The sequence below is a fragment of the Amycolatopsis sp. MtRt-6 genome (assembly GCF_017308975.1).
Lineage (GTDB): Bacteria > Actinomycetota > Actinomycetes > Mycobacteriales > Pseudonocardiaceae > Amycolatopsis.
Genome location: NZ_JADWPD010000004.1, coordinates 179,468 through 204,511, shown reverse-complemented (window position 1 = coordinate 204,511; position 25,044 = coordinate 179,468). Strand labels below are relative to the sequence as shown.

Here is a 25,044-nt window from a genome sequence, read left to right as displayed (position 1 = left end):
TTTTCAGCGCGGTAGTCACGCCTGCACCCCCTCGGCCATCGTGGCCATGACGTCGTCCGCGGTGAGCGCCTGGCTGTTGTCCCGGACCGCCACGACCTTCCGGTCGCGCAGCACGACGACGCGGTGGCTCAGCCGCAGGACCTCTTCCAGTTCGGCGGAGATGTACACGACGGCCATCCCCTCGCCCGAGAGCTGGGTGACCAGTTTCTGGATCTCCGTCTTGGCGCCGATGTCGATGCCGCGGGTGGGCTCGTCGAGGATCAGCAGCCGCGGTTCGGTGATGAGCCAGCGGGCCAGCAGGACCTTCTGCTGGTTGCCGCCGGACAGGTTGCCCACCAGCGCTTCGGGGTTGGCGGGCCGGATGTCGAGTGCCTTGATGTACTTCTCGGCGATCTCGTCCTGGCGGCGGCGCGACAGCGGCCGCGCCCAGCCGCGGGAGGCCTGCAGCGCCAGGACGATGTTCTCGCGGACCGTCAGTTCCTCGACCAGGCCTTCGGCCTTGCGGTTCTCCGAGAGGAACGCGACCTTGTGGTCCAGACCGGCGCGCGGGGTGCGCAGCGAGGTGGTCTCGCCGTCGACCTGGATGGTGCCGCTGTCGGCGTGGTCGGCGCCGAAGAGCAGCCGGGCGAGTTCGGTGCGGCCGGAGCCGAGGAGGCCGGCCAGGCCGACGACCTCGCCGGCGTGGATGTCGAGGCTGAACGGGGCGACGCCGCCCTTGCGGCCGAGGTCCTCCGCGGCCAGCAGCACCGGTGCACCGGCGACCTCGGCCCGGGACGGGCCGGAGTCCTCCAGGTCCTCGAGGACCTGGAGCTCCTTGCCGATCATCTTGGTGACCAGTTCGACCGGCGTGATGTCCGCGGTGCGGTACTCGCCGATCAGTTTTCCGTTGCGCAGCACGGTCATCCGGTCGGCGATGGCGAAGACCTGGTCGATGAAGTGGGACACGAACAGGATCGCCATGCCGCTTTCGCGCAGGGACCGGACGACCTTCAGCAGCTGCTCGACCTCGCCGGCGTCCAAACTGGACGTCGGCTCGTCGAGGACGAGGACCCGCGCGTCGACGTCGAGCGCGCGGGCGATCGCGACCAGCTGCTGCACCGCGATCGAGCAGGTGGACAGCTCGGCCGAGACGTCCACGTGGACGTCCAGCCGGGCCAGCAGCTCCTCGGCCCGCTTCCGCATCGGGCCCCACTGGATGCGGCCGAAGCGGCGGGGTTCGCGGCCGAGACAGACGTTCTCGGCCACGGACAGGTTCGGGCAGAGGTTGACTTCCTGGTAGACCGTGCTGATGCCGGCCTGCTGGGCCTCGCCGGGCCCGCTGAAGGCGACTTCGGCGCCATTGAGCTCGATCGTGCCCGCGTCCACCCCGTACACCCCGGTGAGCACCTTGATGAGGGTGGACTTGCCGGCGCCGTTCTCGCCCATCAGGGCGTGGACTTCGCCGGGGTACATCCGGAAGGCGACCCCGTCCAGGGCGAGGACGCCGGGGAACTCCTTGCGGATACCGCTCATCCGCACCATGGGTTGCGGTTCAGGCATTTGGTGTGCTCCGGGGTGGACGCGGGGATGCGGATCAGTACTGGCGCGACGGCAGGGCGGCCTTGGCCGACGCCTGGTCGAACTCGGTCTCCTGGGTTTCGATGCGGGCGGGCACCTGCTCGCCGGCGGCGACCTTCTTGACCAGGTCCATCAGCTGCGGGCCGAGCAGCGGGTTGCACTCGACGATGTGGTTGATCTTGCCGTCGGCCAGCGCCTGCATGCCGTCCTTCACGGCGTCCACCGAGACGATCTTGATGTCCTTGCCCGGGACCTTGCCGGCGGCTTCGATGGCCTCGATCGCGCCGAGGGCCATGTCGTCGTTGTGGGCGTAGAGGACGTCGATCTTGGGCTGGGACTTCAGGAAGGCCTCCATGACCTCCTTGCCCTTGGCGCGGGTGAACTCACCGGTCTGCGAAGCGATGATCTTGTACTTCGGGTCCGCCGCGATGACCTCCGCGAAGCCCTTCTTGCGGTCGTTCGCCGGGGCCGAGCCGGTGGTGCCCTGCAGCTCGACGATGTTGACCTGGCCGGTGGCGCTGCCGAACTCCTTGGTCAGCCACTGCCCCGCCTTCTTGCCCTCGGCGACGAAGTCGGAGCCGAGGAAGGTCTTGTAGAGCGACTTGTCCGGCGAGTCGATCGCGCGGTCGGTGAGGATGACCGGGATGTTGGCGTTCTTGGCTTCCTTGAGGACGGTGTCCCAGCCGGACTCGACGACCGGCGAGAAGGCGATGACCTTGACCTTCTGCTGGATGTACGAGCGGATCGCGGAGATCTGGTTCTCCTGCTTCTGCTGCGCGTCGGAGAACTTCAGCTCGATCCCGGCGGCCTTCGCCGATTCCTGGATGGACTTGGTGTTCGCCGTCCGCCAGCCGCTCTCGGCGCCCACCTGGGCGAAGCCGAGCGTGACGGCCCCGCCCGAGCTGCCGGACGAACCGCCGCTCCCGCAGGCGGTGAGCAGCACCAGTCCGGCCGCCGCGGCCGCGGCGGCGGCCCATCGCTTCTTCAGCACGTTCACTCCTCGATCGACGGTGATCTCTGTGAAAAACCTTGTGTGGGGACTTCGGGTGGGGCTGTGTCAAATCAAAAATCGTTGCGTGTTAGCGCTAACAAACCCTCGGGAACCATCGGTCCCCGCCGGCCGCGGCGCTAGCGCGGTCCGGTGCTCTCGCGCACGATCAACTCGGGGACGACCAGGGCGCGCGCGTGCCGGTCGCCTCCGTCCATCCGCCCGGCCAGCAGGCCGAACGTACGCCGTCCGACTTCGATGAAGTCCTGGCGCACCGTCGTCAGCGGCGGCGTGAAGTACGCCGCCTCGGGGACGTCGTCGAAGCCCGCCACGCGCACGTCCCGCGGCACCGAGATGCCTGCTTCGGCGAACGCGCGCAGCAGGCCCAGTGCCATCTGGTCGTTGCCGGCGAAGACGGCGTCCAGATCCTTCTCCTTGGCGAGGGATCGCCCCGCCTCGTACCCCGACCGGGAACTCCAGTCGCCGCGGATCACCCGCGGGGCCCCGACGCCGTGGCGTTCCAGGGTCTCCCGCCAGCCGAGCTCGCGGTCGCGGGCCTCCAGCCAGTCCTCCGGCCCGGCGATGTGCCACACGGTGCGGTGGCCCAGCGCCAGGAGGTGTTCGGTGGCCCGGCGGGCGCCGTCGCGCTGGTCGACGGAGATAACCGGCACCGGTGCCGTCTCCCCGCCGCCGACGGCGACGACCGGGAAGTCCGCGGGCGCGGCTTCCAGGGCCCGGCCCGCGCTGACGTGCGGGGCGATCACGATGACGCCCTCGACCGCCTGGCGGCGCAGGTTCTCCACCGCGTCGGCGATCGACGACCGGCCCGGCCGGCTGACGCTGGAGATCGTGATCGCGTACCCGGCTTCCCGGGCGGCGTTCTCGATGCCGTACAGCGTGCTGGCCGGACCGTACAGATTGGACTCGAGCGCGACGACGCCGAGCGTGCCGGTCCGCCCGGTGACCAGCGCGCGGGCCGCGGAATTGGGCCGGTAGCCCAGCTCCTCGATCGCCGCGAGCACCCGCGCACGGGTTTCCGGCCGCACCGGGCCGGTCCCGTTGATCACCCGGGACACGGTCATGTGGGACACGCCCGCGACGCCCGCGACGTCGGTCAGGCTCGGCTGCCGAGCCCCGGCGGCAGTCGCCTTCAGGGGGCCGCCGGAGCGGGGTCGTTCGGCCACCGGCATCCCCTTCCGTCCGCTCCGACATGGTCTGCGTCACCTGTTCCGGTGACGACGAGGAGTTAGTGTTAGCGATAACACCCACGGGGTCAACCCCGGGTCGCGTAACGGTCTAGTCACATGGCCTTCACACGGGCCCGACGACGAATTCGACGGCGCGACCTGCGCGGAGCGTCGTTTGAAATTCACCGCCCGTCAGCGCCGCCCGGTGTTCAACGGCATGTTCGCGCCTCCGGCGGGGCGCTTACCACACCCGTTTGCGCCCGGTTTCAGAAGGCCACGGTGGCGGCGACGGGCAGGTGGTCGCTGCCGGTCGCGGGCAGGGTCCAGGCCGCCACCGGCCGCACGCCGCCGACGAAGATCTGGTCGATCCGCGCCAGGGGCAGCGCGGCGGGCCAGCTGAAGCCGAAGCCGTCGCCGGCCGCGTCCTGCGCGGCCCGCAGGCGCGCGGTGATCGGCGCGAGCGCGCGGTCGTCGGCGGTGCCGTTGAAATCGCCGACGAGCACGGTCCGGGGCGCGGCTTCCGCGGCGACGGCGTCGGCGAGCAGGCCCATCGCGGCGTCGCGGCCGTTCGCGGTGAACCCGGCGTCCAGGCGCACGCGCACGGAGGGCAGGTGCGCCACGAAGACGGCCACCGGCCCCTTCGGAGTGTCCACAGTGGTCTGCAGGGCGCGGGTCCACGGCATGATCGCCACCGGCCGCGTGTCGCGCAGCGGGTAGGTGCTCCACACCCCGACGGTGCCCTGGACGGAGTGGTACGGGTAGGCCGCGGCGAGCGCGTCCTCGTACTTCGGCACCTCGGACTTCTTCAGCTCTTCGAGCGCGATCACCTGGGCACCCGCGGCGGCCAGCGCCCGCGCGGTGCCCGCCGGGTCCGGGTTCTCGTCGTTGACGTTGTGCGAAACGATCGTGAGGTCGCCGCCGGGCTCGCGCTTGTCGAACAGCCGCCCGCCGAAGGACGCGCCCCAGGCCAGCGCCGGCAGCAGGAGGGCGACGAGGGCGAGCGCCGAGCGGCGGAGGAGGGCCGCGACCAGCAGCGGCACGACGAGCAGGCCGGTCCAGGGCAGGAACGTCTCCAGCAGGCTGCCGGCGTTGCCCGCCCAGTTGGGCACCAGCGGGTGCGCGAGCAGCAGCAGGGCGGTCAGGACGGCGAACGCGGCGACGACGCGGCCGCGGCGCCACGTCTCCCGGCCGGCGGCCGGCCGCTCGGTGGTCGCCGTCATCGGATGGCCGCCGGCAGTTCCCGCTGGATCGCGGCGATGAGGTCGGCGCTGGTCTCGAGCACGGCCCGCAGCCCCGCCCCCGGCGTCCCACCAGGGCGCTGCTGGAGGACAACGCCGAGGATCAGCGCACCGTTGCCCGCCCGGGCGGCCCACATCAGGGCGCCCCCGGCGGCGGTGGACGAGCCGGTCTTCAGCCCGATGACGCCGTCGCGGCCGAGGAGGGTGTTCGTGTTGACGACGGTGCCCGGCACGCCGTCGATCCGCAGGCTGGGGGTGGCGACGATGGCGCGGATGACGGGGTGCTTCATCACCTCGCGGGCCAGCCGCAGCTGGTCGGCGGCGGTGCTGGTCGTCGAGTCCTCGACACCGCTCGCGCCGGTGTAGGTGGTGCTGGTCATGCCGAGCGCGGCGGCCTCCCGGTTCATCTTCGCGACGAAGGCGTCCTGGCTGCCGGCGTCCCAGCGGGCGAGCAGCCGGGCGACGTTGTTGCCGGAAGGGATGAGCATCAGGGCCAGCAGGTCCCGTTCACTGAACCGCCGCCCCGCGCGCACGGGCGCACTCGATTCTTCGGCCGACGTCGACTCGGCCTCGGCCTGCTCGTCGACGGTGATCTCGGGACCGGTTTCGTCGACGCCGAGCGGGTGGTCCTTGAGAATGACGTAGGCCGTCATGACCTTCGTGACACTGGCGATCGGCACGGGCCGCTGCTCACCCCGGCTGCCGAGCGAGCCCAGGTTCTGCACTTCGACACTGGACTGCCCTTCGGCGGGCCACGGCAGCGGAAGGTCAAGGGCGGGCCGGGAGGCAAGAGCCCGCCCGGCGGTCTCGGGAGGAAGGACAACCCAGCCGGCGGCCGCGAGCACGACAGCCACGGCGGCGCCGATGCCGGCGGCAAGGGGCGGGATGCGGGTGCGGGCCATCGGTCTCCTCCGGGTGCCGGGTGTGGTCACCGGTCACTGTGCTGGGAGAAGATCGCCGGACCGTCGGGGATGTTCGACAGGTGCGCAACAGGAATGTCCCGATCCGGTACCAGCACCCGGCGCGCTGACGGGCACCTTCTTCTCGTCAGCTGCGAGGAAGGTGCCCGTCAGCCCACGTCGGCCGGGGTGCCGGAGCCCGCGCGGGGGTCACTTCGCGGAGCGCTGGATGCAGTCCAGGCCCAGGCCGAGCGTCGTCGCGACGTACTGGCAGATGTGCGACGCGCGCGTTTCGTCCGTCTGGGCGCAGGCGATCGGCACCCCGAACAGGTCGACCGAACAATAGGCGTAGAACTGCGTCTTGCTGCCCGGCACCATGTCCGCCGACGCCGGTGCGGCCGTGGCGGCCACCGCGGAAACCGTGAGCGCCGCGGCCGTTGCCCAAGAAGCGATCCGGGTGTTCATCGTGCTCTCCTTCCGCCAAGTTTTCCCCGGTGTGTCAAGGGGTTCAGCGGAAGAATTCCCCACCGGACGCGTGTTCAGCGCCGCGTCACCGGAAAGTGTTACAGCGCCGCCGTTCGGCGTCAGGGCACGATCGCGTCGACGTAGCCGCCGTCCACCCGCACCGCCGCGCCCGTGGTCGCCGACGCGAACGGGGAACTCAGGTACACCACCAGGTGTGCGATCTCCTCCGGCTCGATCAGCCGCTGCAGCAGCGACTGTGGCCGGTGCCGCTTCATGAACTCGCGCTGGGCTTCCTCCCACGGCAGGTCCTTGTCGACGAGCTCGTAGACGAAGTCTTCGACGCCGCCGGTGTGGGTCGGGCCGGCGATCACCGCGTTCACCGTGACTCCGGTGCCGGCGGCGTGCTTGGCGAACCCGCGGGACACGCCCAGCAACGCCGTCTTCGACACTCCATAGTGGATCATCTCGGCCGGGATGACGATCGCGGAATCGCTGGCGATGTACTGGATCCGGCCCCAGCCGCGGTCGGTCATGCCCGGCAGGTACGCGCGGGTGAGCCGGACCGCGGCCAGGACGTTGACCTCGAAGTAGTGCCGCCAGTCGGCGTCGGTGATGTCCAGGGGGTCCTGGGCGCCGAAGATGCCGAGGTTGTTGACCAGGATGTCGGCGTCGGGCACCTCTTCGACGACCTGGGCCGCGCCGGCCTCCTCGGACACGTCGCCCGGGGCCGGCAGGAAGTCCGCGTCCGGCACGTCCTCGCGCAGCCGCGCGATGGCCTTGTGGACGCCGGTTTCGCTCCGGCCGTTGATCGCGACCCGCGCCCCCGCCGCCGCGAGGCCCGTCGCGATCGCCGCGCCGATGCCCTGGGTGGAGCCGGTGACCAGTGCCGTCCTCCCGCTCAGGTCGACCCGCATCGTGAAAACCCTCTCTCGCTCGCGTGCCTGCCCGGGGCGATTCAAGCACAGCTCGCCGGAGCCCACCGGCTGGAAACCCGGTTGCCTCCCCGGCACAACGGCACCACGATCTGCGCATGACCACGTCTCGCACCACGCTCCTGCCGACCGTCGCCGCGACCACCGCGCCGGTCCAGCAGCAGCCGCGCCGTCCGCGGGGGTCGATCACCTCGGCGCCGTGAGCGCCGCGCTGCTCGCCGGCCTGGTCGCCGGCTACGGCATCGCGATCCCGGTCGGCGCCGTGGGCACGTACCTGGTGGCCCTCAGCGCCCGCACGTCCCTGCGGACCGGACTGGCCGCGGCTCTCGGTGTCGCGACGGCCGACGGCGTGTACGCGCTGGTCGCCGTGCTCGGCGGCGCCGCGCTCGCGGGCGTCATCGCCCCGTTCGCCGGGCCGCTGCGGTGGCTCTCGGCGGCCGTCCTGATCGTGCTCGCCGCCCACGGCGTCCTGCGCGCGGTGCGCTCGCACCGGGCGCCGGCCGCCCGGCCGGTGACCCCGCTCGCCCCCGGCCGCGCCTACGTCAGCCTGCTCGGCATCACGCTCGTCAACCCGGCCACGGTCGTGTACTTCACCGCGCTGGTGGTCGGCGATCGCGCCGGCGCGGAAGTCCCGGTGCTCGACCAGGCGGTGTTCGTGCTCGCCGCGTTCGCCGCCTCGGCGAGCTGGCAAGCCGCGCTCGCGGGCGGCGGCGCCCTGCTCGGACGGGTCCTCACCGGACGGCGCGGCCGGCTGGTGACGGCCCTGGTGTCCAGTGCGGTGATCACCGCCCTCGCCGCCCGGCTTGTCCTGCCCTGAGACGGAAACCGTTGTGCTGTAACGGTTTGTCCGGTCGCCGGGCGCACGCCGGGAGACGTCCGGCCACCCGGTCCCGGGCTAGCGTCCGAGAGGACGAAGGAGGCGGCCATGGCGATGCCGATGTCGGGGTGGGACACCGCGGGCGCGGGTGCTGCTGGTGCTCTGGGCACTGGCCATGTGGGCCGCGGCCGGCGTCCTCGCCCGCGCCGACCGCGGGCACCGGGCTGGCGAACGGCCTGCAGACGGTGCTGCCCGGCCGGCCGGCGTTCGGCATGGAGCTGCTGCACCTGACCGGCAACTTCCTCTTCCTGGCCGGTCTGGCGGGCGTCATGGTGATCACCCGCCGCGCCCGGGGCACCCGCACCCGCCGCTGGGCGAAGACGGGCGTCTGGATGCAGGGCCCGCACGGGCTGGAGCACCTGGTCCTGACGCTGCCGGTCGCCTTCGGCGCGCCCCGGGCGATCGGGCTGTCCACGTTCTTCGGTCTCGTGGCCCCGGGCCCGGGACTGACCACCTACAGCCCGGCGCAGTGGCCAGGCGGAGTGTGCGGCCCGGGCAGGCGCCCTCCGGCGGCAGCGGCCGCCCCGGCCACCACGTCAGCGCGTCGCCGTGTCAGTGCGGCCCCGTGCTCTCCCGCACCACCAGCTCGGCCGGCACCAGATGCCTCGCCCCCGCGTCGCCGCCTGCCATGCGCTCCTCCAGCAAGCCGAACGTCCTGCGGCCGACCTCGATGAAGTCCTGGCGCACCGTCGTCAGGGGCGGGGTGAAGTACTCCGCTTCCGGTACGTCGTCGAAGCCCGCGACGTGGACGTCCTCCGGCACGCGGATGCCCGCCTCGGTGAACGCCCGCAACAGGCCCAGCGCCATCTGGTCGTTGGCCGAAAACACCGCCTTGAGGCCGCGCTTGCCGACCAGCGCGCGGCCGGCCTCGTACCCCGACCGGGGGCTCCAGTCGCCGCGGACCACCGCCGGGACGCGCAGGCCGTGGCCCTCCAGTGTCTCGCGCCAGCCTCGCTCGCGGTCGCGGGCTTCCAGCCAGTCCTCCGGGCCGGCCAGGTGCCAGACCGTCCGGTGGCCGCGGGACAGCAGGTGCTCGGTCACCCTCCGGGCGCCGTCGTACTGGTCGACCGAGATCACCGGCACCGGCGCCGCCTCGCCGCCGCCGACCGCCACCAGGGGGATGTCCGAAGGCGCGCCCGCGAGCGCCCGCCCGGCCGTGACGTGCGGGGCGATCACGACGATCCCCTCCACCGCCTGGCGCCGGAGACTCTCCACCGCGTCGCCGATCGACGTCCGGCCCGGCCGCGTCACGCTGCAGATCGCGACCCCGTAGCCGGCCTCGCGGGCCGCGTTCTCGATGCCGTAGAGCGTGCTCGCCGGTCCGTAGAGATTGGACTCGAGCGCGACCACGCCGAGCGTGCCCGACCGGCCGGTGACCAGCGCCCGCGCGGCGGTGTTCGGCCGGTACCCGAGCCTCTGCACGGCGGCGAGCACCCGCTCGCGGGTCTCCGGGCGCACCGGTCCGCTCTCGTTGACCACGCGCGAAACCGTCATGTGCGACACGCCGGCCAGGCCGGCGACGTCGGCCAGGCTCGGCTGCCGCGGCCCCGGCGGAGAAGTCCTCGTCTGCTCCCCCGGCTTCGCCCGGTCCACCACCCTGGCCCCCTCCACCTCGTACCGCCTCACCCCCGAGACGGTACCGCCGAACCGGCGCTTTCCGGACGTCCCGCGCCGGGCCGCGACCACCCAACGGGAAGGGAGAACGCTTTCACGGCCGCCACGGCGTCCCGGCGGTGGGCCCGCAGAGTGGTGAGCGGGAGGTCGTGCACGGTGCCGCGGTCGCGGTCGTGGCCACGCTCGTCGTCAGGGACGGCGGCGGCAGCGGCCGCGCGTCGGCCGGCGCCGGTGGCCGCAGCGCCGCGGCCAGCACCAGCACCGCCACCACCGCGGCGACGCACGTCCCGGCCAGCAGCATCGCGATTCGTCGGCGCATACCTGCTGTTGTCCGCACCTCGCCGCGGTGTTCGCCGGATGTGGCGTGCGTCTCATCCGGACGGGGACCGGGGACGCGGGCGGCGGGCCGCGACAACCAGTACCGTGACCAGAATCGTCGAACGGCTGGACCGGCCCGACCTCGCCGCACGGGATCCGAAGGAGATCTTCGCGCGGCTCTTCGACGAGTACGCCCCTGCCCTGCGCGGCTACCTCGCGGGCCGGGTGGGCGTGCACGTCGCCGACGACCTCGTGGCGGAGACCTTCGTCGTCGCGCTGCGAAGACGGGCGAGCTACGACCCGCGACAGGCGCCGATCCGTGGCTGGCTCTACGGCATCGCCACCAACCTGCTGCGCAACCACGTGCGCCAGGAGGTCCGCGGCTTCCGGCTGACCGCGAAGGCGGGAGCGGAAGACCGCCCGGCCGAAAACCACGACACGGCGGTCGCCGGCCGGGTGGACGCGGCGGCACGGCTGCGCGTGCTCGCCGGCGAACTCGCCGCACTGTCCGAACAGGACCGCGACGTCCTGCTGCTCACGTCCTGGGCCGGTCTCGAACCGGCCGAAGTCGCCGAGGCGCTCGGCGTGCCCGCGAGCACGGTGCGCTCGCGGCTGCACCGCGTGCGCCACCGGCTCCAGGCCCAGCTCGTCCCCACCGAGGAGAACCAGTCATGAACGAGCTCGACGAGACCCTCGAGCTGCTCCACCGCGACGCCCGCACCGCCCCCGCCGACCTCTCCGCGGCCCGCGCCCGGCTGCTGGCCGAGCTCGACGCCGGCCCGGTGATCCCCGTGCGCCCGAAGCGCGTGCGCCGGTTCGCGCTGCCGGTCGCCGCCGCCGTGGCGGGCGTGGTCGCGGTGACGGTCGTCGTCACCCAGCAGCGCCCGCCGGCTCCGGCGCCCGGATCGGCCGCCGCGCCGCCGGTCCGGACCACTGACTCGGTCCCGACGGCGGCCGCCCCGGACATCCGGCTGATGTCGGCGGCCCAGGTGCTGGCCCGGGCCGCGGACCTCACCGTGGGCGCGGCCGACCAGCCAGTCGGGCCCGGGCAGTTCCGGTACGTCGCCGAGCACACGTGGGTGCAGCGCGGCGTCCAGACCGGCGACGGCACCGGCTACACCTACCTGTGGGAGCAGCAGGTCGACCGGTGGATCCCGGCGGACGAGCACGACGTGTGGCAGGAGACGCGCAAGATCCTGGGTACCGGCAGGTTCCTCGGCGGCTCGGTGCCGCAGTCGCAGGCGCCCGAGCCGGAGATCACGAACACCGACCAGGGCCAGTGGCAGGGCCGCTGCGGCGACTTCTTCCCGAAGGCCAAGCCGGCGAAGAAGTGCGGCGACGCGGCCGACTGGGACAGCCCGGCGTTCTACGCGGCACTGCCCCACGACCCGGCGGCGCTGTACGCGAAGCTGCAGCAACTGACGAAGGGCCGCGGCTCGACGCCGTCGGTGATGTTCCACTTCGGCATCGAGATCCTCCGCGCCGGGCAGATGCCGGCGCAGCTGCGGGCGCAGTGGTACCGGGCGCTGGCGAAGATCCCGGGCATCGAGGTGCTGGCCGCCTCGACGAACCTGGACGGCCGCACCGGGGTCGCGCTGGGACTCGACGACCGCCACGCGATCCGCCAGCTGATCATCGACCCGGCCACCGGCGCGTTCCTCGGCGAGCGCACGATCGCCGGCGCGGAGCCCGAGCAGCCGTGGCTCAAGCCCGGCACGGAGCTCGGCGCGAGCGCGATCACCACCGCCGTGGTCGGGCGGCTCAGCGAAGTCCCGCCGAAGTAGCGAACCCAGCGCCCCAAGGCGGCCTTGGGTGCGTCCAACGCACCGAAGGCCGCCTTGGGTGCGCTCAACGCACCGAAGGCCACATTGGGTGCGCTCAACGCACCGAAGGCCACATTGGGGCGCTCGGGTCGGCGGGGGCGAGCGTCAGTCCCGGGCGAGGCGCACGCAGCAGAAGCCCGGGTGCGGGTCCAGCCGCGCCCGCAGGCTCTTCTCCCCCACGCCCGTCAGCATGCCCTCGACCAGTCCGAGGTTCATCTCGCACACCAGGCGGGTGTGGGCCTGGGCCAGCCGGTGGAACGGGCAGTTCACGAGCAGGACCTCGCCGCCTTCGGAGCGCGGCTCGAAGCCGTTCTCCTCCAGGGTGCCCACGATGTCCCGGCCGCCGGCTGCCAGCTCCGCCCCGCGGTCGCGGGCGCACCGGGTGAGGATCTCCCGCGGCGAGCCGCCGCTCTCGTCGGCCTCCTCGACCGCCGCCGCCAGGAGGCGGCCCGCCAGCTCGTACTGGCGCTCGGGCAGCGAAACGCTCACCTGCCGGTCCGAACGGCGGTACAGCTTCGCCGGGCGGCCCGCTCCCGGCCCGGTGCGGCCCGTGCGGCGCTCGTGCCCGACGGCCAGCAGCCGCTCCTCCACCAGGCGGTCGAGGTGGAACGCGACCGTCGCGCGCGGCACGCCGAGTGCGGCGGCGACGTCGTCGCGGCTCACCGGCTCCGCGCGGCGGACGACGTACTCGTACAACCGGCGCCGGGTCGGCTCGTCGAGGGCCGCGACCGCGGCCAGCGCCCCCGCCTGGGTCTCCTGCATCACCGCATTCTAAAACACATACCTGTTGACGAAAACCCCAGGGAGCTTCTAACGTCAGTTCAACTTGATTTTAGAAGGAGGCATGCCCGTGACCGTCGAACCCGTGAGCGCCCCGGTCCCGCTGCGGCACCTCGGTGTCGTCCACGACCGCGACGCCGTCGACCTGCACGCGGCGGAGCGCGCGGTCGCCGACCTGCTGCGCGCCCTGGGGAAGGACCCGTCCTCGGAGCACCTCGGCGACACCCCGCGGCGGGTGGCCCACGCCTACGCGGAAATGCTGCAGCCGCGCGACTTCCGGCTGACGACGTTCCCCAACGACGAGGGCTACGACGAGCTCGTGCTGGCGAAGAGCATCCCGGTGCAGTCGCTGTGCGAGCACCACCTGCTGCCCTTCCGCGGCGTCGCGCACGTCGGCTACCTGCCCGGCGAGCGGATCCTCGGGCTGTCGAAGCTCGCCCGCGTCGTCGAGATGTTCGCGCGCGACCTGCAGGTGCAGGAGCGGCTGACCAAGCAGGTCGCGGACTGGCTGCAGGAGCACCTGGCGCCGAAGGGGGTCGGTGTTGTGATCGAGGCCGAGCACCTGTGCATGTCCCTGCGCGGGGTGCGCGCGAACGGAGCGCTGACCGTGACGTCGTCGCTGCACGGCATGCTGCGGGAGGAACCCAAGACGCGGCAGGAGTTCTTCGCCCTGACCGGGGTGAACGGCTGATGGACACCTTCGTCATCGCCGGCGCCGGGCTGACCGGCGCGAAGGCCGCGGAAACCCTGCGCGCCGAAGGGTTCGGCGGGCGCGTCGTCATCGCCGGCGCCGAGCCGGACCTGCCCTACGAGCGGCCACCGCTGTCGAAGGGCTACCTGCTCGGCCAGGACAACCGCGCGTCGGTGTTCGTCCACGACGAGAAGTGGTACGCCGACCAGGGCATCGAGGTGCTGACCGGCCGGCGCGTCACCGCGCTCGACCGGGCGGCGCACGAGGTCGAGCTCACCGGCGGCGAACGCCTCGGGTACACGAAGCTACTGCTCGCGACCGGAGCGTCGCCGCGGCGGCTGCGGGTGCCCGGCAGCGACCTCGACGGCATCCACTACCTGCGCCGGCTCGCGCACGCCGACCGGCTGCGCGACGCGCTGGCCGCGGGCGGCCGGGTCGTCGTGGCGGGCGCGGGCTGGATCGGCCTGGAGACGGCCGCGGCCGCGCGTCACCACGGCTGCGCGGTGACGATCGTCGAGCCGGGCCCGGGCCCGCTGCACGCGACGCTCGGGCCGGAGGTGGGCGGGTTCTTCGCCGACCTGCACCGCCGCCACGGCGTCGAGCTGCGGTTCGGCACCGGCGTGACGGGCTTCGCGGGCGAATCCGCGGTTTCGGCGGTGCTCACCGACGACGGCGAGATCCCGGCCGACGTGGTCGTCGTGGGCATCGGCGCCCGGCCCGAGACGCAGCCGGCCGCCGACGCGGGCCTGGCCGTCGACGACGGCATCGTCGTGGACGCGGGCCTGCGCACGGCGGACCCGGACGTCTTCGCGGCGGGCGATGTCGCGAGCGTGTGGCAGGAGCGCTACGGCCGCCACCTCCGCGTCGAGCACTGGGCGGCGGCGGCGAACGGCGGCCCGGCCGCGGCCCTGGCGATGCTCGGCCGCGAAGTGGTCCACGACGACCTGCCGTACTTCTTCTCGGACCAGTACGACGCGGGCATGGAGTTCACCGGCTGGTTCCCGCCCGGCGGCTACGACCGCGTGGTCAGGCGCGGCGACGCCGAGGCGTTCCACGCGTTCTGGCTGGCCGGCGGCCGGGTGGTCGCGGGCCTGCACGTCAACAGGTGGGACGAGGGCCTGGACGCGGTGCGCGAACTGATCCTCAGTGGACGGACCGTGGATCCGGACCGGCTGGCCGACCCGGCCCGGCCGCTGACTGACTGACTGACTGGCAGCGCCCGAAAACCGGGCCGGCCGGGTCCGTCCACCCGGGACCCGGCCGGCCCGCGAGCCGTGACAGCCGGCCGTCGCGGCGGTGCCGGCCACGGCGCGCACCCGCCATGGCGTGGACACCCGTGGCGGCTAGTCCTCGCGGCGGTGCCGGCCGCGGCGGGTGCCCGCGATGGCGCGGACCCGGCTCACCAGGTCGCCCCGGCGCTCGCGGCGGGCGTACTCCAGCAGGGCCGCCACCTGCTCCTGCGGCAGCCAGCCGCGGTCCGCGCCCGCCTCCAGGCGCAGCAGGTGGGTCACCAGCTCGCGGGACTCCACGTCGTGCTCGCCCGCCAGCTCGGCGAACCTGCGGGCCGCCTCCGCTTCGCCGTCGCACCACGCCGTCATCGCCAGCAGCGTCGCCGTCGCCGCCATGATGTCGCCGCGGTGGATTCCGCCCTCCGCCGCCAGGTGCTCGGCCAGCTGGAAGCTGTGCGTGCCGACTCCGCCGGCCCCTTCCCGCCGCACCGCGTCCGCGAGTGCCCGGATCTGCCCCGTGACATAGTCCTGCTTGACACAGTCCCCGCCCGACAACCCCGCCATGTCGTCCCCTCGTTGCCGCGCACGCGCTCCGTGCGTCACCCGACAGGTGTACTCCATCGGCGCCTGGATACGTCGAACGACCCACCCGTTACGTCCGAACAGTCCCGGATTCAGCTCGATCGGCCGGGTTCGGCCCGCCGCTGGGACATGTACACCGCCGCCGACGTGCGCCGCTCGACGCCGAGCTTGTGCAGCACCGACGAGACGTAGTTCTTCACCGTCTTCTCGGCCAGGAACAGCCGCTCGGCGATCTGGCGGTTGGTCAGGCCCTCCGCGACGAGGTCCAGCACCCGCCGCTCCTGCGGGCTCAGCTGCTCGTACCGCGGGTCGGGGGCCGCGACGTTCTCCCCGCGCAGCTTGTTCATCACCGACGCGGTCAGCGTGGCGTCCAGCAGCGAGCCTCCGGCGGCGACCGTGCGGACGGCCTCGACCAGCGACCGGCCGGACACCTGCTTGAGCATGTACCCGGCCGCGCCCGCCATGATCGCGCCGAACAGCGCTTCGTCGTCCGAATAGGACGTCAGCATCAGGCAGGCGGGCGGCGGGTCCACGGTGGACCGGATCTCCCGGCACACCGCGACCCCCTCGCCGTCGGGCAGCCGGACGTCGAGCACCGCCACGTCCGGGCGGGCCTGCGGGATCCGGACCAGCGCCTCGGCCGCCGTCCCCGCCTCCCCGACCACCTCGATGTCGGCTTCGGGCTCGAAGACGGTCTTCAGCCCGGTCCGGACCAGCTCGTGGTCGTCCAGCAGGAACACGCCGATCGTCATCGTCCACTCCCCTGCTCGCCGGTCATCGCCGGCAGTTCCGCCGTCCATTCCAGCCGCGCGCCGCCGTCCTCGCCCGCCGCCAGCACGCAGTGGCCGCCCCACCGGGCCGCCCGCGACGCGAGGTTGGCCAGCCCGCTGATCCGGCCCGCCTCCGCCGGCGGGCCGCTTCCGTCGTCGCGCACCACCAGCGTCAGCCGCCGGCCGAGCCGGTCCACCGTGACCTCGACCGACGACGACTTCGCGCCCGCGTGCCGGGCGACGTTCGTCAGCGCTTCGCGCAGCGAGGCGATCAGGTCGGAGCGGACCGCGTCCGGGACCGCCGCGTCGAGCGGCCCGTCGAAGCCGACGCGCGGCTCGAAGCGGAGCGCGTCCCGGGCGTCCACGGCCACCCGCAGCAGCTCCGCGCGAAGGCTGCCCTGCGCCTGCGCGGGCGCCTGGAGCGAGAAGATGCTGTTGCGGATCTCCCGGATCGTGCCGTCGAGGTCCTGGGCGAACCCGGCCACGCGCGCGGCGACGCCCGCGTCCGCGATCAGCCTGCTGACGCCTTCCAGGCCGAGCCCGGTCGCGAACAGCCGCTGGATCACCAGGTCGTGCAGGTCGCGGGCGATCCGGTCGCGGTCGGAGAACACCGCCAGCTGCTGGCGCGCCTCCTGTGCCCGGGAGAACTCGACGGCGAGCGCGGCGTGCCCGGCGAACGTCTCGGCCAGCTGGACGTCGGACCCGGTGAACGGCGAGCGGTCGCGGAACTTCGCCACCACCAGCACGCCGAGGGTCTCCTCGCCGACGATCAGCGGCACCGAGATCGCCGAGTCGAGGTCCTTGATCATCGCCGGCATCGGCCCATCGTGGTCGCGCTGCTGTTCCTGCACGCGCTCGCCGTAGTCGCGGACCACGACCGGGCGCCGGGTCGTGAACGCCATCCCGGTGGCGGTGCCTTCGGTCGGCACGGTCAGGCCGGTGAGGCGGTCGGCGTCCTCGCCCGGCGGCTCGACGACGTCGAAGACGAGCCGGCCGGGGCCGTCGGGCCGGGCGATCGCGCCGGCCGTCCCGCCGGCGACGACGCGGGCGCGTTCGGCGACCAGCCGCAGCGTGGCCCGCAGGTCCTGGGCCGCGAGCAGGGCGCGGGTGACGTCGTAGGACGCCTCGAGCCAGCGTTCGCGCCGCCGCATCTGGTCGACGAGCAGGGCTTTCTCGACGGCCATCCCGGTGGCCGCGGCGAGTGCGCCGAGCACCTCGCGTTCGCGTCGGCCGAACTCCCCGCCGTCGCCGGGTTCGACGGACAGGGTCCCGAACGTCTCCGGCCCGGCGCGGACCGGCAGCTCGACAGTGCCGGGACCCAGCGCGCCGCCGCCATACTCGGCGGTTCCGCCTTCGGCCAGTGCCAGCCGGCCGCGCCGGGCGCCGAGCAGCTCGCACGTCGCCGTCACCGCGCGGTCCAGCAGGGCAGGCAGCTCCAGCTCGCGGGCGATGCCACCCACCGCCGCGAGGATCGCCGGCATGCTGATTTCGTCCGCCACTTCCCGTCGACCCCGCTGGCTCCGCTGGTTCCCCGGGCCTGCCCCGGGCCGTCAAGGGTGCCACAGGCCACTGCCCGTGTCGGCCCAATCCGGTTCGTCCATCCGGTGGGTCGATGCGGGGCGCCCCGTCGTTACGGCGAGCGCGAGATCACTCCGCGTGACAGGCGATGCGGTGGCCGCTGATCGTCTCGGCCGGGACGCGCAGGTACCGCTGGGTGGCCGGAGCGGGCGCCGGGCACGGGCAGGCGGGCAGGCCGAGGTCGACGGCCGCGGACTCGGTGGCGCGGCCCAGCAGGCTGACGTACCAGCCGGCACCGGTGTCGGCGGCGAATTCGTCGGCTTCGAACGCGACGACCGCGTCGCGCGCGCCCGCGTACAGCGGACTGCCGGGCGGAACGGCGAAGACCACGGCGTCGTCGACGACCGTGAAGCGCACCGGACGCACCGCCGGCATGGCCCGGTGGGTGAAGATCACCCGTCCGAGGCTCGCCGTCCGGAGCAAGGCGAGGCACTGCTGCCGGTCGAGCAACAGCCCGTAGCCCACGTCGTCCACCATCGCGTCCCTGTGTTTCTCCTGTGATTTCCCCGGCCACCAGCGTGATCGGTGCGCCCGGTCCCCCGATAGGGCCGTTCGGCCCGGCCGCCCGCGCCGGCGCGCGCAGGCACATCCGGGCGCTGGGAGCCAGGGCCGGAAGACCCGGTTCGGGACGGTCGCCCGGCCGGTGTCGCGGCCACGCGGAGTGACCTAGCGTCGTGACGGTCCGTTGCCGGGAAACATGGGAAGAGGGTGAGGCCGATGCCGCCGCACTCCCCCGACGGCGGTCCCGCGCCCCGGGCGGCCACCACGCTCGACCCGGCCCTCGTCCGGTCGGCGGTGCAGGGCAACCGCGCCGCGGTGGCCGCGCTGCTGCGCGCGCTGCGGCCGATGGTGTTCCGCTACTGCCTGGGCCGGCTGCGCACCTGGCAGGACGGCTCGTCGGACGCCGAGGACTGCGCCCAGGACGTGCTGCTCGCGATCGTGCGCGCCCTGCCGGACTACCGCCTCGAACCCGACGGGTTCGTGCCGTTCGTGTTCGGCATCGCCGCGCACAAAGTGTCCGACTTCCACCGGCGCCGGGCGCGCGACCGCACCAGCCCGGTCGCCGAACCACCCACCGGCCGCGCGGGCGGCGCGGACCCGACGGGCGAAGAGGTCGAACGGTCCGCGGCGCTCGACTGGTCGTCCGGCCTGCTCGACACGCTCCCGCCGCGCCAGCGCGAAATCCTGGTCCTGCGGATCATCCTCGGCATGACGGCCGAGGAAACGGCCGCCGCGGTCGGTCTCGGCAGCGCCGGCGCGGTCCGCGTCGCCCAGCACCGCGCGCTCACCACGCTGCGGCGCTGCCTGCTGGCCCACGACGAGGCGGCTTCCCGGCACGGGTGACCACGCGTGCGATGATCACCCGGTGCCGCCCCCGTTCCTCGTCGTCGTCGGCGGCCTGCCCGCGACCGGGAAGAGCACGATCTCCGCGGAACTCGCCCGCCGCACCGGTTTCGCCTTCCTGCGCGTCGACACGATCGAGCAGGCGATCCTGCGCAGCACCGCCCGTGACGCGCCGCTGGGGATCGCCGGGTGCGTCGACCCGCTCGCCGTCACCCGGGACGCCTGGCGGGCGACGGGCCTCGCCGCCGGGGCGCGGGTGCCGGCAACCGAGGTCGTCTGACACCGGCGTCCCGGGGCTCGTCCCGCCCCGCTGGGCGGGATCTCGCTCATCACCGCGGCACTGGCCGGTCCGGCTTTCTGAATGGGTTGCCGAGGGCGCCATTCACCCATTTCACGGCAATTCCCGGTGAGCACCCGCGCCGCGGGCATTCAACCGGCCTCACCGAGGGATACGGATGCCGGTTCACTTCGGTTCAAAGTTTTTTCCGCGAGTCTGTCGCGGGCGGCAAATCCGCAGGTCAGGATGTTCTTCTGCTACGGAAACACGAACCGGGCCTGACGGGTTGTAACAGTCGAAAAGAACTTCTTGCCCGGTGTCAAGCGACCGTGTAGCTTCCATAACGGAACGATAACCAGCCGGTTGACGGCGCGGCCACGGGCAGGTGGGCGCGCACCCACTGATGTCGGGTCAGTGGACCAGCCGGGCATCGTGCCCTGCCGACGTATTCGAAGAAACCCGTGACGCCAACCCCGCCTGTCCGGGACGAGCCTGGGCTCGTTCCCGTGCAGTGTCGCGCGTTCCCGCCAGCCCGACACCCCGGAGGATTTCCCATGTCCCGCACCCAAGGACGGCACCGTCTGTCCCGCCGGACGAAGATCGCGACCGGCGGCCTCGCCCTCGCGATCGCGGTCGGCGGCATCGTCGTCGCGACGACCACCGGCAACACCGGTGAAGCCAGCGCCGACGAAGCGAACCCCGCCTTCTTCGTCGACATCCTGAAGGTGAAGCCGAACCAGTTCGACCCGCGTCCGGTCACCGGCGCGGCGACGGGCACGTTCACCGTCGACTGCGGCCGCAACGAGAACAAGCACTTCAACCCGGACAACTTCATCGCCCAGCCCGGCGTCCGCAACGGCGCCCAGCACCTGCACGACTACGTCGGCAACCTGTCGACGAACGCCGACTCGAACAACAAGAGCCTCCTGCGGGCCGGCACCACCTGCAAGAACGGCGACAAGTCCGCCTACTTCTGGCCCGTGGTCCGCATCGACACCGGCGAAGAGGAGGAGAACGAGCCCGCCAAGAAGCCCGACGGCGACCGGGCGCAGGCCGACCGCGAGGCGAAGACCGTCCAGGTCTCGTGCCCGGACGTCGCCAGCAAGCTGCCGGACATCCCCGACCAGGCCATGGCCGAGGTGGACGGCAACCTGGACCAGCTCGACACCCAGAGCGACGAGGCCAACCAGCGCATCGCCGCCACGCAGGGGCAGGGCGGCCCGGACTTCGTGCGCAACGCGATCCTGAACCCGCTCAAGGACCGGCGCACCGCCATCATCGACCGGATCGCCATCGCGATCGGCCGGTTCGCGCCGAAGCCGCGCGACCTCGGCGGGCTCGCGCCGTGCGCGACCAAGCCGGGCAAGGACACCGGGACGCCCACCCCGCCGCCGAGCACCACGGTCGGTGGCGCGCTGCCCGGGCAGGACGAGAACAACGAGCTGCCCGGCAACGACGGCGAGATCCAGCGACCGCAGCGGGTGCAGATCACCTTCCGCGGCAGCCCGGTCGGGAAGGTCGTGGCCATGCCCCGCTTCCTGCGCGTGCTCTACGGCGACGCGAAGGTCTCGACCAACGGGCCCGCCAACGCCAAGGCGAGCTGGACGTGCACCGGGTTCGAGAACCGCATCACCGACAAGTACCCGATCTGCCCCGAAGGCAGCAAGGTCAAGCGCGTCCACACGTTCCCGAGCTGCTGGGACGGCAAGAACACCGACAGCGCCAACCACCGCACGCACATCGTGTACCCGGACCGGTTCGGCCGGTGCGGCAACGGGTTCAAGGCGGTGCCGCAGCTGCAGATCTCGCTGACCTACGACATCCCGCGGGACATCCAGCTCAAGCGGCAGTACAAAGTGGACGCCTTCCCGCAGGAGAACCACAACCCGCTGTCCGACCACGACGACTTCGCCAACGTGATGTCGCAGCGGATCATGAACGGCCTGGTGAACTGCGTGAACCGCGGGCGGACCTGCCGGGCGTGACCCGGGACTCGGCGGCGCACCCGGGGATGGTGCGCCGCCGGTTCCGCGCGAGAATGGCCGGCATGGTCACCGGTGCCGACGTCCGCGCGTTCGCGGCCACCCTCCCGCGGGCCGCCGAGGCGGTGGTGCGCGACCGGATCAAGTTCCGGGTGGGACAGATCGTGTTCGTGGCGCTGTCCGCGGACGAAACCCTGATGGGCTTCGCCTTTCCCCGCGAGCAGCGGGACGCGCTGATCGCGGCGGAACCCGCCAAGTTCCTGCTCCCCGAGCCGTCGGACCTGCGCTTCCGGTGGGTGCGCTGCCGCCTCGCCGCGATCGACGCCGCCGAGATGCGGGAGCTGGTCGTCGAGGCGTGGCGGATGTGCGTGCCCAAGAAGGTCTGGGCGACCTACCTCGAGACCCACCCGCTCTGACGGCGACCGCCCGTAACGCGGCACTGGACAAATGCGACTCACGGGCATCCGGACCGGGGAGGAAGCATGACCAAACGTCTGGTGATCTGCTGCGACGGCACGTGGAACACCCTCCGCCAGCCGGCGCCGACGAACGTGGGCCGGCTTCAGCGAGCCGTGGCGCCCGTCGATCCGGACGGGGTCGAGCAGCGCGTGTACTACCGGGAAGGCGTCGGCACCGGGAAGCTGTGGGACCGCCTCATCGGCGGTGCCTTCGGCGTGGGGCTCTCGGCCAACGTGAAGGACGCCTACCGGTTCGTCGTCGAGAACTACGAACCCGGCGACGAGCTGTTCTTCTTCGGTTTCAGCCGCGGTGCCTACACCGCGCGCAGCACCGTGGGCTTCATCCGCAACTGCGGCGTCCTGCTGCCGGGCGAGGCCGGGCGGCTCGACGAGGCCTACGGGATCTACCGCGCCCGGGACCGGGCCACCTCCGGGCCGGACAGCGCGCGGGCCCGGGCGTTCCGCGCGAAGTACGCCCGCGAGGACCGGACGCCCATCCGGTTCGTCGGCGTCTGGGACACCGTCGGCGCGCTGGGCATCCCGCTCAGCGGCGGCCGGCTGATCCACCTGCTGAACAAGCGCTGGCAGTTCCACGACATGAAGCTGACCTCGATCGTGCAGGCCGCCTTCCAGGCGCTGGCGGTGGACGAGCACCGGAAGTCGTTCGCCCCCGCGGTCTGGGAGCCGTCGGCGGCGGCCGAGGGCCAGGTGCGCGAACAGGTCTGGTTCGCCGGCGCCCATTCCGACGTCGGCGGTGGCTACCAGCAGCCCGCCCTGTCGGATCTCGCGCTGCGGTGGATGACCGAGCGCGCGGAGAAGTGCGGCCTCGCCTTCGCCCCGGACGCCTTCGCGACCTTGGCCGACCGCGACGAGCTCGGCGTGCTGCACAACTCGCTCAAGGCGTTCTACCGGATCTTCGGCTCGGCCGACCGCGCGATCGGCCGGGTGGACCCGGCCACGGAGTTCGCGGGCTCCTGCACGCTGTACCGCCACGAGCACATGCGGCCGCCGTACCGGCCCGCGAACCTCCTCGCCTACCTCGCGGACCCGGCGCACCAGGTCATGGAGGCATGAGACAGGCCCCTGTCCGGGGGAGGTGGACAGGGGCCTGTGCGCGTTCAGCGGGTCAGTGGTTGATCTTGAACCACGGCTGCGCCCAGCCGACGTAGGTCTGGCCCCACTTGCTCTTGATCTGCGCGATCGTGGTCTCGGTGTAGGTGCCCGGACCGTTGATGTCGTTCGACAGGAACTTGCCGTCGCCGATCGAGATCATCGTGTGGCCGGCGCCGCTGCTCTTGAAGTAGGCGAGCCCACCGGCCGGGACCTGGTAGTCGCCCGGGTGCTTGAACGAGGCCGGGATCTGGGTCCAGTGGATGTAGGCCGTCTCCGAGCCGGAGGCGGACCAGCCGTAGTTCTGGGCGTTGATCCGGTCGCACCAGCCGTTGTAGGAGTCGATGTTGGTGGTGTGGACGCGGGTCTTGGCGTAGGCCACGGCCTGCGCGCACGTCTTCGGGTTGCCGGTGCCCCCGGTCGAGCAGGTCAGCGTCGAGCCCTCGCAGTCGGGCGCGACCCGGCCGTCGGAGCCGGTGTAGACGTAGGCGTCGCTGACGTAGCCGTTGCCCACCTTGTCCCAGATGTCCGAGGTGCCGTACTTGCCGTCGACCGTGGAGCCGTTGGTCTGGCAGGTGATGGTCACCGCGGTGCCGTCGGCGATGGTGCCGATCGCGCCCGCGGTGGCGCTCGGGCTGGACCGCACGGTCAGCGGCGCGCCCGAGTCCGTGTGCACCGTCCCCGTGGCCGCGAACGCCGGGCCCGCCCCGGCGACCACGAGCGCCGCGGCGATGCCGGCCACCCCGGCCAGCCGCTTCACGATCCCCATGTTCATTCTTCCGTCCTCCAGTTTTCCGGTGTGCGGACAGAATGACCGCGGCCGGTACAAGGCGCGTACAAAACCGCGAGCGGCCTTCTGGAGATGCGGCAAAGCGGACGAAACCCCGCTCAGGCGAGATATTCGGCGGCGGCGCGCAGGCTGACCCAGGAGCCGCTGAACGTGTCGATCCGCGGACCGGTGCCACCGCCGCCGGGCACCCCGGTCTCGACGCGGATGAACTCCACCGCCGACAGCGCGTCGAGCAGCGCCCGCACCCGCGGGTGCCGGTGCGCCTCCCGGGTCACCACCACGACGCTGCGGAACCCCTTCGCCGCTTCGAGCACCGCGTCGGCGTCATCGGGCGTCGCGGTGATGGCCCGGGTGCCCGGCACGAGCTCGGCCAGGTGCGCGCCGAGGCCCCACGGCATCGGCCCGGCCGCGATGGTCGGCTCGGTCTGGACGTCGACCACCAACGGCGGTCCGGCCAGCCGCGGCTCACCCCGCACCCGCAGCGCCTTGCGGGCCACCTCCAGGCCGAGCCGCCGGTCGACCGGCCCCACCGGCGCCGGGGCCGGGTCGGTGCCCAGTGCCGCCGTCCGCGCGGCCGCCTCCGCCAGCCGTTCCAGGGGCAGCTCGCCCGCCGCGACCGCGGCCACGATCGCCGAGACGCAGGCATCGAGAGCCGGCGCCTCGAACGCCGCGCCGCCGAGGCAGAGCGCGTCCGCCCCGGCCGCCAGGGCCCGCACCGCCGACCGGCCGAGGCCGTCGTGGCGCCCGTACGCCCCGGAAACCGCGCCCATCTCCAGGGCATCGGTGATCACCGCACCGGTGAAGCCGAGCTCGCCGCGCAGGACGTCGGTGAGCGCGGTCCGGTTGAGCGTGGCCGGCTCGTCGCCCCAGGCCCGGACGACCAGGTGGCCCGACATCACCGAGCGCACCCCGGCCCGGATCGCCGCCGCGAACGGGACCAGTTCGATCTCCCGCAGCTCTTCGACGGTCCGGGGCAGCACCGGCAACGCCACGTGCGAGTCCTCGGTCGCCGCGCCGTGGCCCGGGAAGTGCTTCGCGCAGGCCGCCACGCCGTACTTCTGCAGGCCCGTCACGTACGCCGCGACGTGCGGCGACGCCTTCGCCGGGTCGGACCCGAACGCCCGGACGCCGATGATCGGGTCCGCTTCGGCCAGGGTGAGGTCCGCGCACGGCGCGAGGTTCACCGTGACGCCGCACGCGGCCAGCCGCTCGCCGAGCGCGGCGGCGACGGCCGTGGTCAGTTCCGGGTCGTCCGCCGCGCCGAGGGCCAGCGGCCCCGGCACGAACGACCCGGCGCCGACGTCGAGCCGGGTGACGTCGCCGCCCTCCTCGTCGATGCCGACCAGCACGCCGTCGCGCTCCCCGCGCAGCTGCGCGGTCAACGCGGCCACCTGCTCGTCGTCGACGACGTTGCGGCCGAACAGGACCACTCCGCCCAGGCCGCCGGCGACCCGGCGGCGCAGCCAGTCCGGCGCGGTGGTCCCGGCGAACCCGGGCAGGAGGACGGCTTCGGCGAGTTTCTCGGGCGAGGACGGCTTCTCGGAAGAGGACAACG

Annotated in this window: 26 protein-coding genes and 1 pseudogene; 11 read left to right on the top strand and 16 right to left on the bottom strand. The window is 72.9% G+C overall.

Going from position 1 to position 25,044, the window contains the following annotated elements:
* Nucleotides 1-15: 15 nt before the first annotated feature.
* The 7 genes from I4Q55_RS09640 to I4Q55_RS09610 form a co-directional block, all read right to left on the bottom strand.
* Nucleotides 16-1,521 carry a sugar ABC transporter ATP-binding protein gene (locus I4Q55_RS09640; protein ID WP_206786394.1) on the bottom strand — a complete coding sequence of 502 codons (1,506 nt, stop codon included), beginning with the start codon at nucleotides 1,519-1,521 and terminating at the stop codon, nucleotides 16-18.
* 52 nt (nucleotides 1,522-1,573) lie between these two features.
* Nucleotides 1,574-2,554 carry an ABC transporter substrate-binding protein gene (locus I4Q55_RS09635; protein ID WP_206785890.1) on the bottom strand — a complete coding sequence of 327 codons (981 nt, stop codon included), beginning with the start codon at nucleotides 2,552-2,554 and terminating at the stop codon, nucleotides 1,574-1,576.
* Between the two features lie 131 nt (nucleotides 2,555-2,685).
* Nucleotides 2,686-3,735, bottom strand: coding sequence for a LacI family DNA-binding transcriptional regulator (locus I4Q55_RS09630; RefSeq protein WP_242545622.1), 1,050 nt, complete (start codon nucleotides 3,733-3,735; stop codon nucleotides 2,686-2,688).
* A gap of 263 nt (nucleotides 3,736-3,998) precedes the next feature.
* A complete protein-coding gene (locus I4Q55_RS09625) occupies nucleotides 3,999-4,952 on the bottom strand; it encodes an endonuclease/exonuclease/phosphatase family protein (protein ID WP_206785879.1) in 954 nt (317 codons plus the stop codon).
* Nucleotides 4,949-5,872: a D-alanyl-D-alanine carboxypeptidase family protein gene (locus tag I4Q55_RS09620; RefSeq protein WP_206785869.1), complete on the bottom strand. Its 924-nt coding sequence runs from the start codon at nucleotides 5,870-5,872 to the stop codon at nucleotides 4,949-4,951. The genes I4Q55_RS09625 and I4Q55_RS09620 overlap by 4 nt, the downstream gene beginning before the upstream one ends.
* A 207-nt stretch (nucleotides 5,873-6,079) precedes the next feature.
* On the bottom strand, nucleotides 6,080-6,334 hold the full coding sequence (locus I4Q55_RS09615; protein ID WP_206785860.1) for a hypothetical protein: 255 nt from the start codon (nucleotides 6,332-6,334) through the stop codon (nucleotides 6,080-6,082).
* Between the two features lie 119 nt (nucleotides 6,335-6,453).
* Nucleotides 6,454-7,248, bottom strand: a complete 795-nt coding sequence (locus I4Q55_RS09610) for an SDR family NAD(P)-dependent oxidoreductase (RefSeq protein ID WP_206785858.1) — start codon at nucleotides 7,246-7,248, stop codon at nucleotides 6,454-6,456.
* A gap of 217 nt (nucleotides 7,249-7,465) precedes the next feature.
* On the opposite strand from I4Q55_RS09610, the gene I4Q55_RS09605 reads away from it, so the two are divergent.
* Nucleotides 7,466-8,083 (top strand): LysE family transporter, encoded by a 618-nt coding sequence (locus tag I4Q55_RS09605; protein WP_206785856.1) that lies wholly within the window; start codon nucleotides 7,466-7,468, stop codon nucleotides 8,081-8,083.
* Between the two features lie 128 nt (nucleotides 8,084-8,211).
* Nucleotides 8,212-8,541, top strand: a pseudogene (locus I4Q55_RS49055) (DUF6008 family protein); the annotation flags it as partial.
* A 154-nt stretch (nucleotides 8,542-8,695) separates the two neighbouring features.
* On the opposite strand, the gene I4Q55_RS09600 reads toward I4Q55_RS49055, so the two are convergent.
* Nucleotides 8,696-9,739 (bottom strand): LacI family DNA-binding transcriptional regulator, encoded by a 1,044-nt coding sequence (locus I4Q55_RS09600; protein ID WP_206786392.1) that lies wholly within the window; start codon nucleotides 9,737-9,739, stop codon nucleotides 8,696-8,698.
* A 112-nt stretch (nucleotides 9,740-9,851) separates the two neighbouring features.
* On the bottom strand, nucleotides 9,852-10,076 hold the full coding sequence (locus I4Q55_RS09595) for a hypothetical protein (RefSeq protein ID WP_206785845.1): 225 nt from the start codon (nucleotides 10,074-10,076) through the stop codon (nucleotides 9,852-9,854).
* A gap of 104 nt (nucleotides 10,077-10,180) precedes the next feature.
* Between I4Q55_RS09595 and I4Q55_RS09590 the strand changes: the two genes are divergently transcribed.
* Both I4Q55_RS09590 and I4Q55_RS09585 read left to right on the top strand, forming a co-directional pair.
* Nucleotides 10,181-10,750, top strand: a complete 570-nt coding sequence (locus I4Q55_RS09590) for an RNA polymerase sigma factor (protein WP_307793162.1) — start codon at nucleotides 10,181-10,183, stop codon at nucleotides 10,748-10,750.
* Nucleotides 10,747-11,859, top strand: coding sequence for a CU044_5270 family protein (locus I4Q55_RS09585; protein ID WP_206785841.1), 1,113 nt, complete (start codon nucleotides 10,747-10,749; stop codon nucleotides 11,857-11,859). The genes I4Q55_RS09590 and I4Q55_RS09585 overlap by 4 nt, the downstream gene beginning before the upstream one ends.
* 144 nt (nucleotides 11,860-12,003) lie before the next feature.
* Here the strand turns inward: I4Q55_RS09585 and I4Q55_RS09580 are convergent, their stop codons facing one another.
* Nucleotides 12,004-12,660 (bottom strand): metalloregulator ArsR/SmtB family transcription factor, encoded by a 657-nt coding sequence (locus I4Q55_RS09580; RefSeq protein WP_206785838.1) that lies wholly within the window; start codon nucleotides 12,658-12,660, stop codon nucleotides 12,004-12,006.
* 82 nt (nucleotides 12,661-12,742) lie between these two features.
* Between I4Q55_RS09580 and folE the strand changes: the two genes are divergently transcribed.
* The gene (gene folE, locus I4Q55_RS09575; protein WP_374194457.1) at nucleotides 12,743-13,369 is read left to right on the top strand and encodes a GTP cyclohydrolase I FolE; all 627 of its coding nucleotides are present in this window, start codon (nucleotides 12,743-12,745) and stop codon (nucleotides 13,367-13,369) included.
* A complete protein-coding gene (locus tag I4Q55_RS09570; RefSeq protein WP_206785835.1) occupies nucleotides 13,369-14,574 on the top strand; it encodes an NAD(P)/FAD-dependent oxidoreductase in 1,206 nt (401 codons plus the stop codon). The genes folE and I4Q55_RS09570 overlap by 1 nt, the downstream gene beginning before the upstream one ends.
* A gap of 138 nt (nucleotides 14,575-14,712) precedes the next feature.
* Here the strand turns inward: I4Q55_RS09570 and I4Q55_RS09565 are convergent, their stop codons facing one another.
* From I4Q55_RS09565 to I4Q55_RS09550, 4 genes are all read right to left on the bottom strand, one after another.
* Nucleotides 14,713-15,162: a hypothetical protein gene (locus I4Q55_RS09565; RefSeq protein WP_206785824.1), complete on the bottom strand. Its 450-nt coding sequence runs from the start codon at nucleotides 15,160-15,162 to the stop codon at nucleotides 14,713-14,715.
* 110 nt (nucleotides 15,163-15,272) lie between these two features.
* Complete coding sequence (locus I4Q55_RS09560; protein ID WP_206785822.1) at nucleotides 15,273-15,932, bottom strand: response regulator transcription factor; 660 nt, start codon at nucleotides 15,930-15,932, stop codon at nucleotides 15,273-15,275.
* Entirely contained in the window at nucleotides 15,929-17,431 is a 1,503-nt protein-coding gene (locus I4Q55_RS09555; protein ID WP_206786390.1) for a GAF domain-containing sensor histidine kinase, read from the bottom strand. Before I4Q55_RS09555 ends, I4Q55_RS09560 begins: the two co-directional genes overlap by 4 nt.
* Nucleotides 17,432-17,597: 166 nt before the next feature.
* On the bottom strand, nucleotides 17,598-18,005 hold the full coding sequence (locus I4Q55_RS09550) for a pyridoxamine 5'-phosphate oxidase family protein (protein WP_206785819.1): 408 nt from the start codon (nucleotides 18,003-18,005) through the stop codon (nucleotides 17,598-17,600).
* A 240-nt stretch (nucleotides 18,006-18,245) separates the two neighbouring features.
* Here I4Q55_RS09550 and I4Q55_RS09545 point away from each other — a divergent pair, with 240 nt between their 5' ends.
* From I4Q55_RS09545 to I4Q55_RS09525, 5 genes are all read left to right on the top strand, one after another.
* A complete protein-coding gene (locus tag I4Q55_RS09545) occupies nucleotides 18,246-18,872 on the top strand; it encodes a sigma-70 family RNA polymerase sigma factor (protein ID WP_206785816.1) in 627 nt (208 codons plus the stop codon).
* 22 nt (nucleotides 18,873-18,894) lie between these two features.
* Entirely contained in the window at nucleotides 18,895-19,152 is a 258-nt protein-coding gene (locus I4Q55_RS09540) for an AAA family ATPase (RefSeq protein WP_206785814.1), read from the top strand.
* Between the two features lie 551 nt (nucleotides 19,153-19,703).
* The gene (locus tag I4Q55_RS09535) at nucleotides 19,704-21,134 is read left to right on the top strand and encodes a DUF1996 domain-containing protein (RefSeq protein ID WP_206785812.1); all 1,431 of its coding nucleotides are present in this window, start codon (nucleotides 19,704-19,706) and stop codon (nucleotides 21,132-21,134) included.
* Nucleotides 21,135-21,196: 62 nt separating this feature from the next.
* On the top strand, nucleotides 21,197-21,547 hold the full coding sequence (locus tag I4Q55_RS09530) for an MmcQ/YjbR family DNA-binding protein (RefSeq protein WP_206786388.1): 351 nt from the start codon (nucleotides 21,197-21,199) through the stop codon (nucleotides 21,545-21,547).
* Nucleotides 21,548-21,613: 66 nt separating this feature from the next.
* The gene (locus I4Q55_RS09525) at nucleotides 21,614-22,663 is read left to right on the top strand and encodes a DUF2235 domain-containing protein (protein ID WP_206785809.1); all 1,050 of its coding nucleotides are present in this window, start codon (nucleotides 21,614-21,616) and stop codon (nucleotides 22,661-22,663) included.
* A gap of 52 nt (nucleotides 22,664-22,715) precedes the next feature.
* On the opposite strand, the gene I4Q55_RS09520 is transcribed toward I4Q55_RS09525, so the two are convergent.
* Both I4Q55_RS09520 and I4Q55_RS09515 read right to left on the bottom strand, forming a co-directional pair.
* On the bottom strand, nucleotides 22,716-23,474 hold the full coding sequence (locus I4Q55_RS09520) for an SH3 domain-containing protein (protein WP_206785808.1): 759 nt from the start codon (nucleotides 23,472-23,474) through the stop codon (nucleotides 22,716-22,718).
* Between the two features lie 113 nt (nucleotides 23,475-23,587).
* A complete protein-coding gene (locus I4Q55_RS09515) occupies nucleotides 23,588-25,042 on the bottom strand; it encodes a glycoside hydrolase family 3 protein (protein WP_206785806.1) in 1,455 nt (484 codons plus the stop codon).
* Nucleotides 25,043-25,044: the final 2 nt, after the last annotated feature.

What these genes read in the sequence shown, in the direction of transcription:
- I4Q55_RS09595 (WP_206785845.1), bottom strand. Translation starts at nt 10,076, where the DNA reads ATGCGCCGACGAATCGCGATGCTGCTGGCCGGGACGTGCGTCGCCGCG.
- I4Q55_RS09520 (WP_206785808.1), bottom strand. Translation starts at nt 23,474, where the DNA reads ATGAACATGGGGATCGTGAAGCGGCTGGCCGGGGTGGCCGGCATCGCC.
- I4Q55_RS09640 (WP_206786394.1), bottom strand. Translation starts at nt 1,521, where the DNA reads ATGGTGCGGATGAGCGGTATCCGCAAGGAGTTCCCCGGCGTCCTCGCC.
- I4Q55_RS09550 (WP_206785819.1), bottom strand. Translation starts at nt 18,005, where the DNA reads ATGGTGGACGACGTGGGCTACGGGCTGTTGCTCGACCGGCAGCAGTGC.
- folE (WP_374194457.1), top strand. Translation starts at nt 12,743, where the DNA reads ATGCCCGTGACCGTCGAACCCGTGAGCGCCCCGGTCCCGCTGCGGCAC.
- I4Q55_RS09570 (WP_206785835.1), top strand. Translation starts at nt 13,369, where the DNA reads ATGGACACCTTCGTCATCGCCGGCGCCGGGCTGACCGGCGCGAAGGCC.
- I4Q55_RS09585 (WP_206785841.1), top strand. Translation starts at nt 10,747, where the DNA reads ATGAACGAGCTCGACGAGACCCTCGAGCTGCTCCACCGCGACGCCCGC.
- I4Q55_RS09625 (WP_206785879.1), bottom strand. Translation starts at nt 4,952, where the DNA reads ATGACGGCGACCACCGAGCGGCCGGCCGCCGGCCGGGAGACGTGGCGC.
- I4Q55_RS09525 (WP_206785809.1), top strand. Translation starts at nt 21,614, where the DNA reads ATGACCAAACGTCTGGTGATCTGCTGCGACGGCACGTGGAACACCCTC.
- I4Q55_RS09615 (WP_206785860.1), bottom strand. Translation starts at nt 6,334, where the DNA reads ATGAACACCCGGATCGCTTCTTGGGCAACGGCCGCGGCGCTCACGGTT.
- I4Q55_RS09545 (WP_206785816.1), top strand. Translation starts at nt 18,246, where the DNA reads ATGCCGCCGCACTCCCCCGACGGCGGTCCCGCGCCCCGGGCGGCCACC.
- I4Q55_RS09580 (WP_206785838.1), bottom strand. Translation starts at nt 12,660, where the DNA reads ATGCAGGAGACCCAGGCGGGGGCGCTGGCCGCGGTCGCGGCCCTCGAC.
- I4Q55_RS09535 (WP_206785812.1), top strand. Translation starts at nt 19,704, where the DNA reads ATGTCCCGCACCCAAGGACGGCACCGTCTGTCCCGCCGGACGAAGATC.
- I4Q55_RS09620 (WP_206785869.1), bottom strand. Translation starts at nt 5,872, where the DNA reads ATGGCCCGCACCCGCATCCCGCCCCTTGCCGCCGGCATCGGCGCCGCC.
- I4Q55_RS09555 (WP_206786390.1), bottom strand. Translation starts at nt 17,431, where the DNA reads ATGCCGGCGATCCTCGCGGCGGTGGGTGGCATCGCCCGCGAGCTGGAG.
- I4Q55_RS09610 (WP_206785858.1), bottom strand. Translation starts at nt 7,248, where the DNA reads ATGCGGGTCGACCTGAGCGGGAGGACGGCACTGGTCACCGGCTCCACC.
- I4Q55_RS09565 (WP_206785824.1), bottom strand. Translation starts at nt 15,162, where the DNA reads ATGGCGGGGTTGTCGGGCGGGGACTGTGTCAAGCAGGACTATGTCACG.
- I4Q55_RS09560 (WP_206785822.1), bottom strand. Translation starts at nt 15,932, where the DNA reads ATGACGATCGGCGTGTTCCTGCTGGACGACCACGAGCTGGTCCGGACC.
- I4Q55_RS09630 (WP_242545622.1), bottom strand. Translation starts at nt 3,735, where the DNA reads ATGCCGGTGGCCGAACGACCCCGCTCCGGCGGCCCCCTGAAGGCGACT.
- I4Q55_RS09530 (WP_206786388.1), top strand. Translation starts at nt 21,197, where the DNA reads ATGGTCACCGGTGCCGACGTCCGCGCGTTCGCGGCCACCCTCCCGCGG.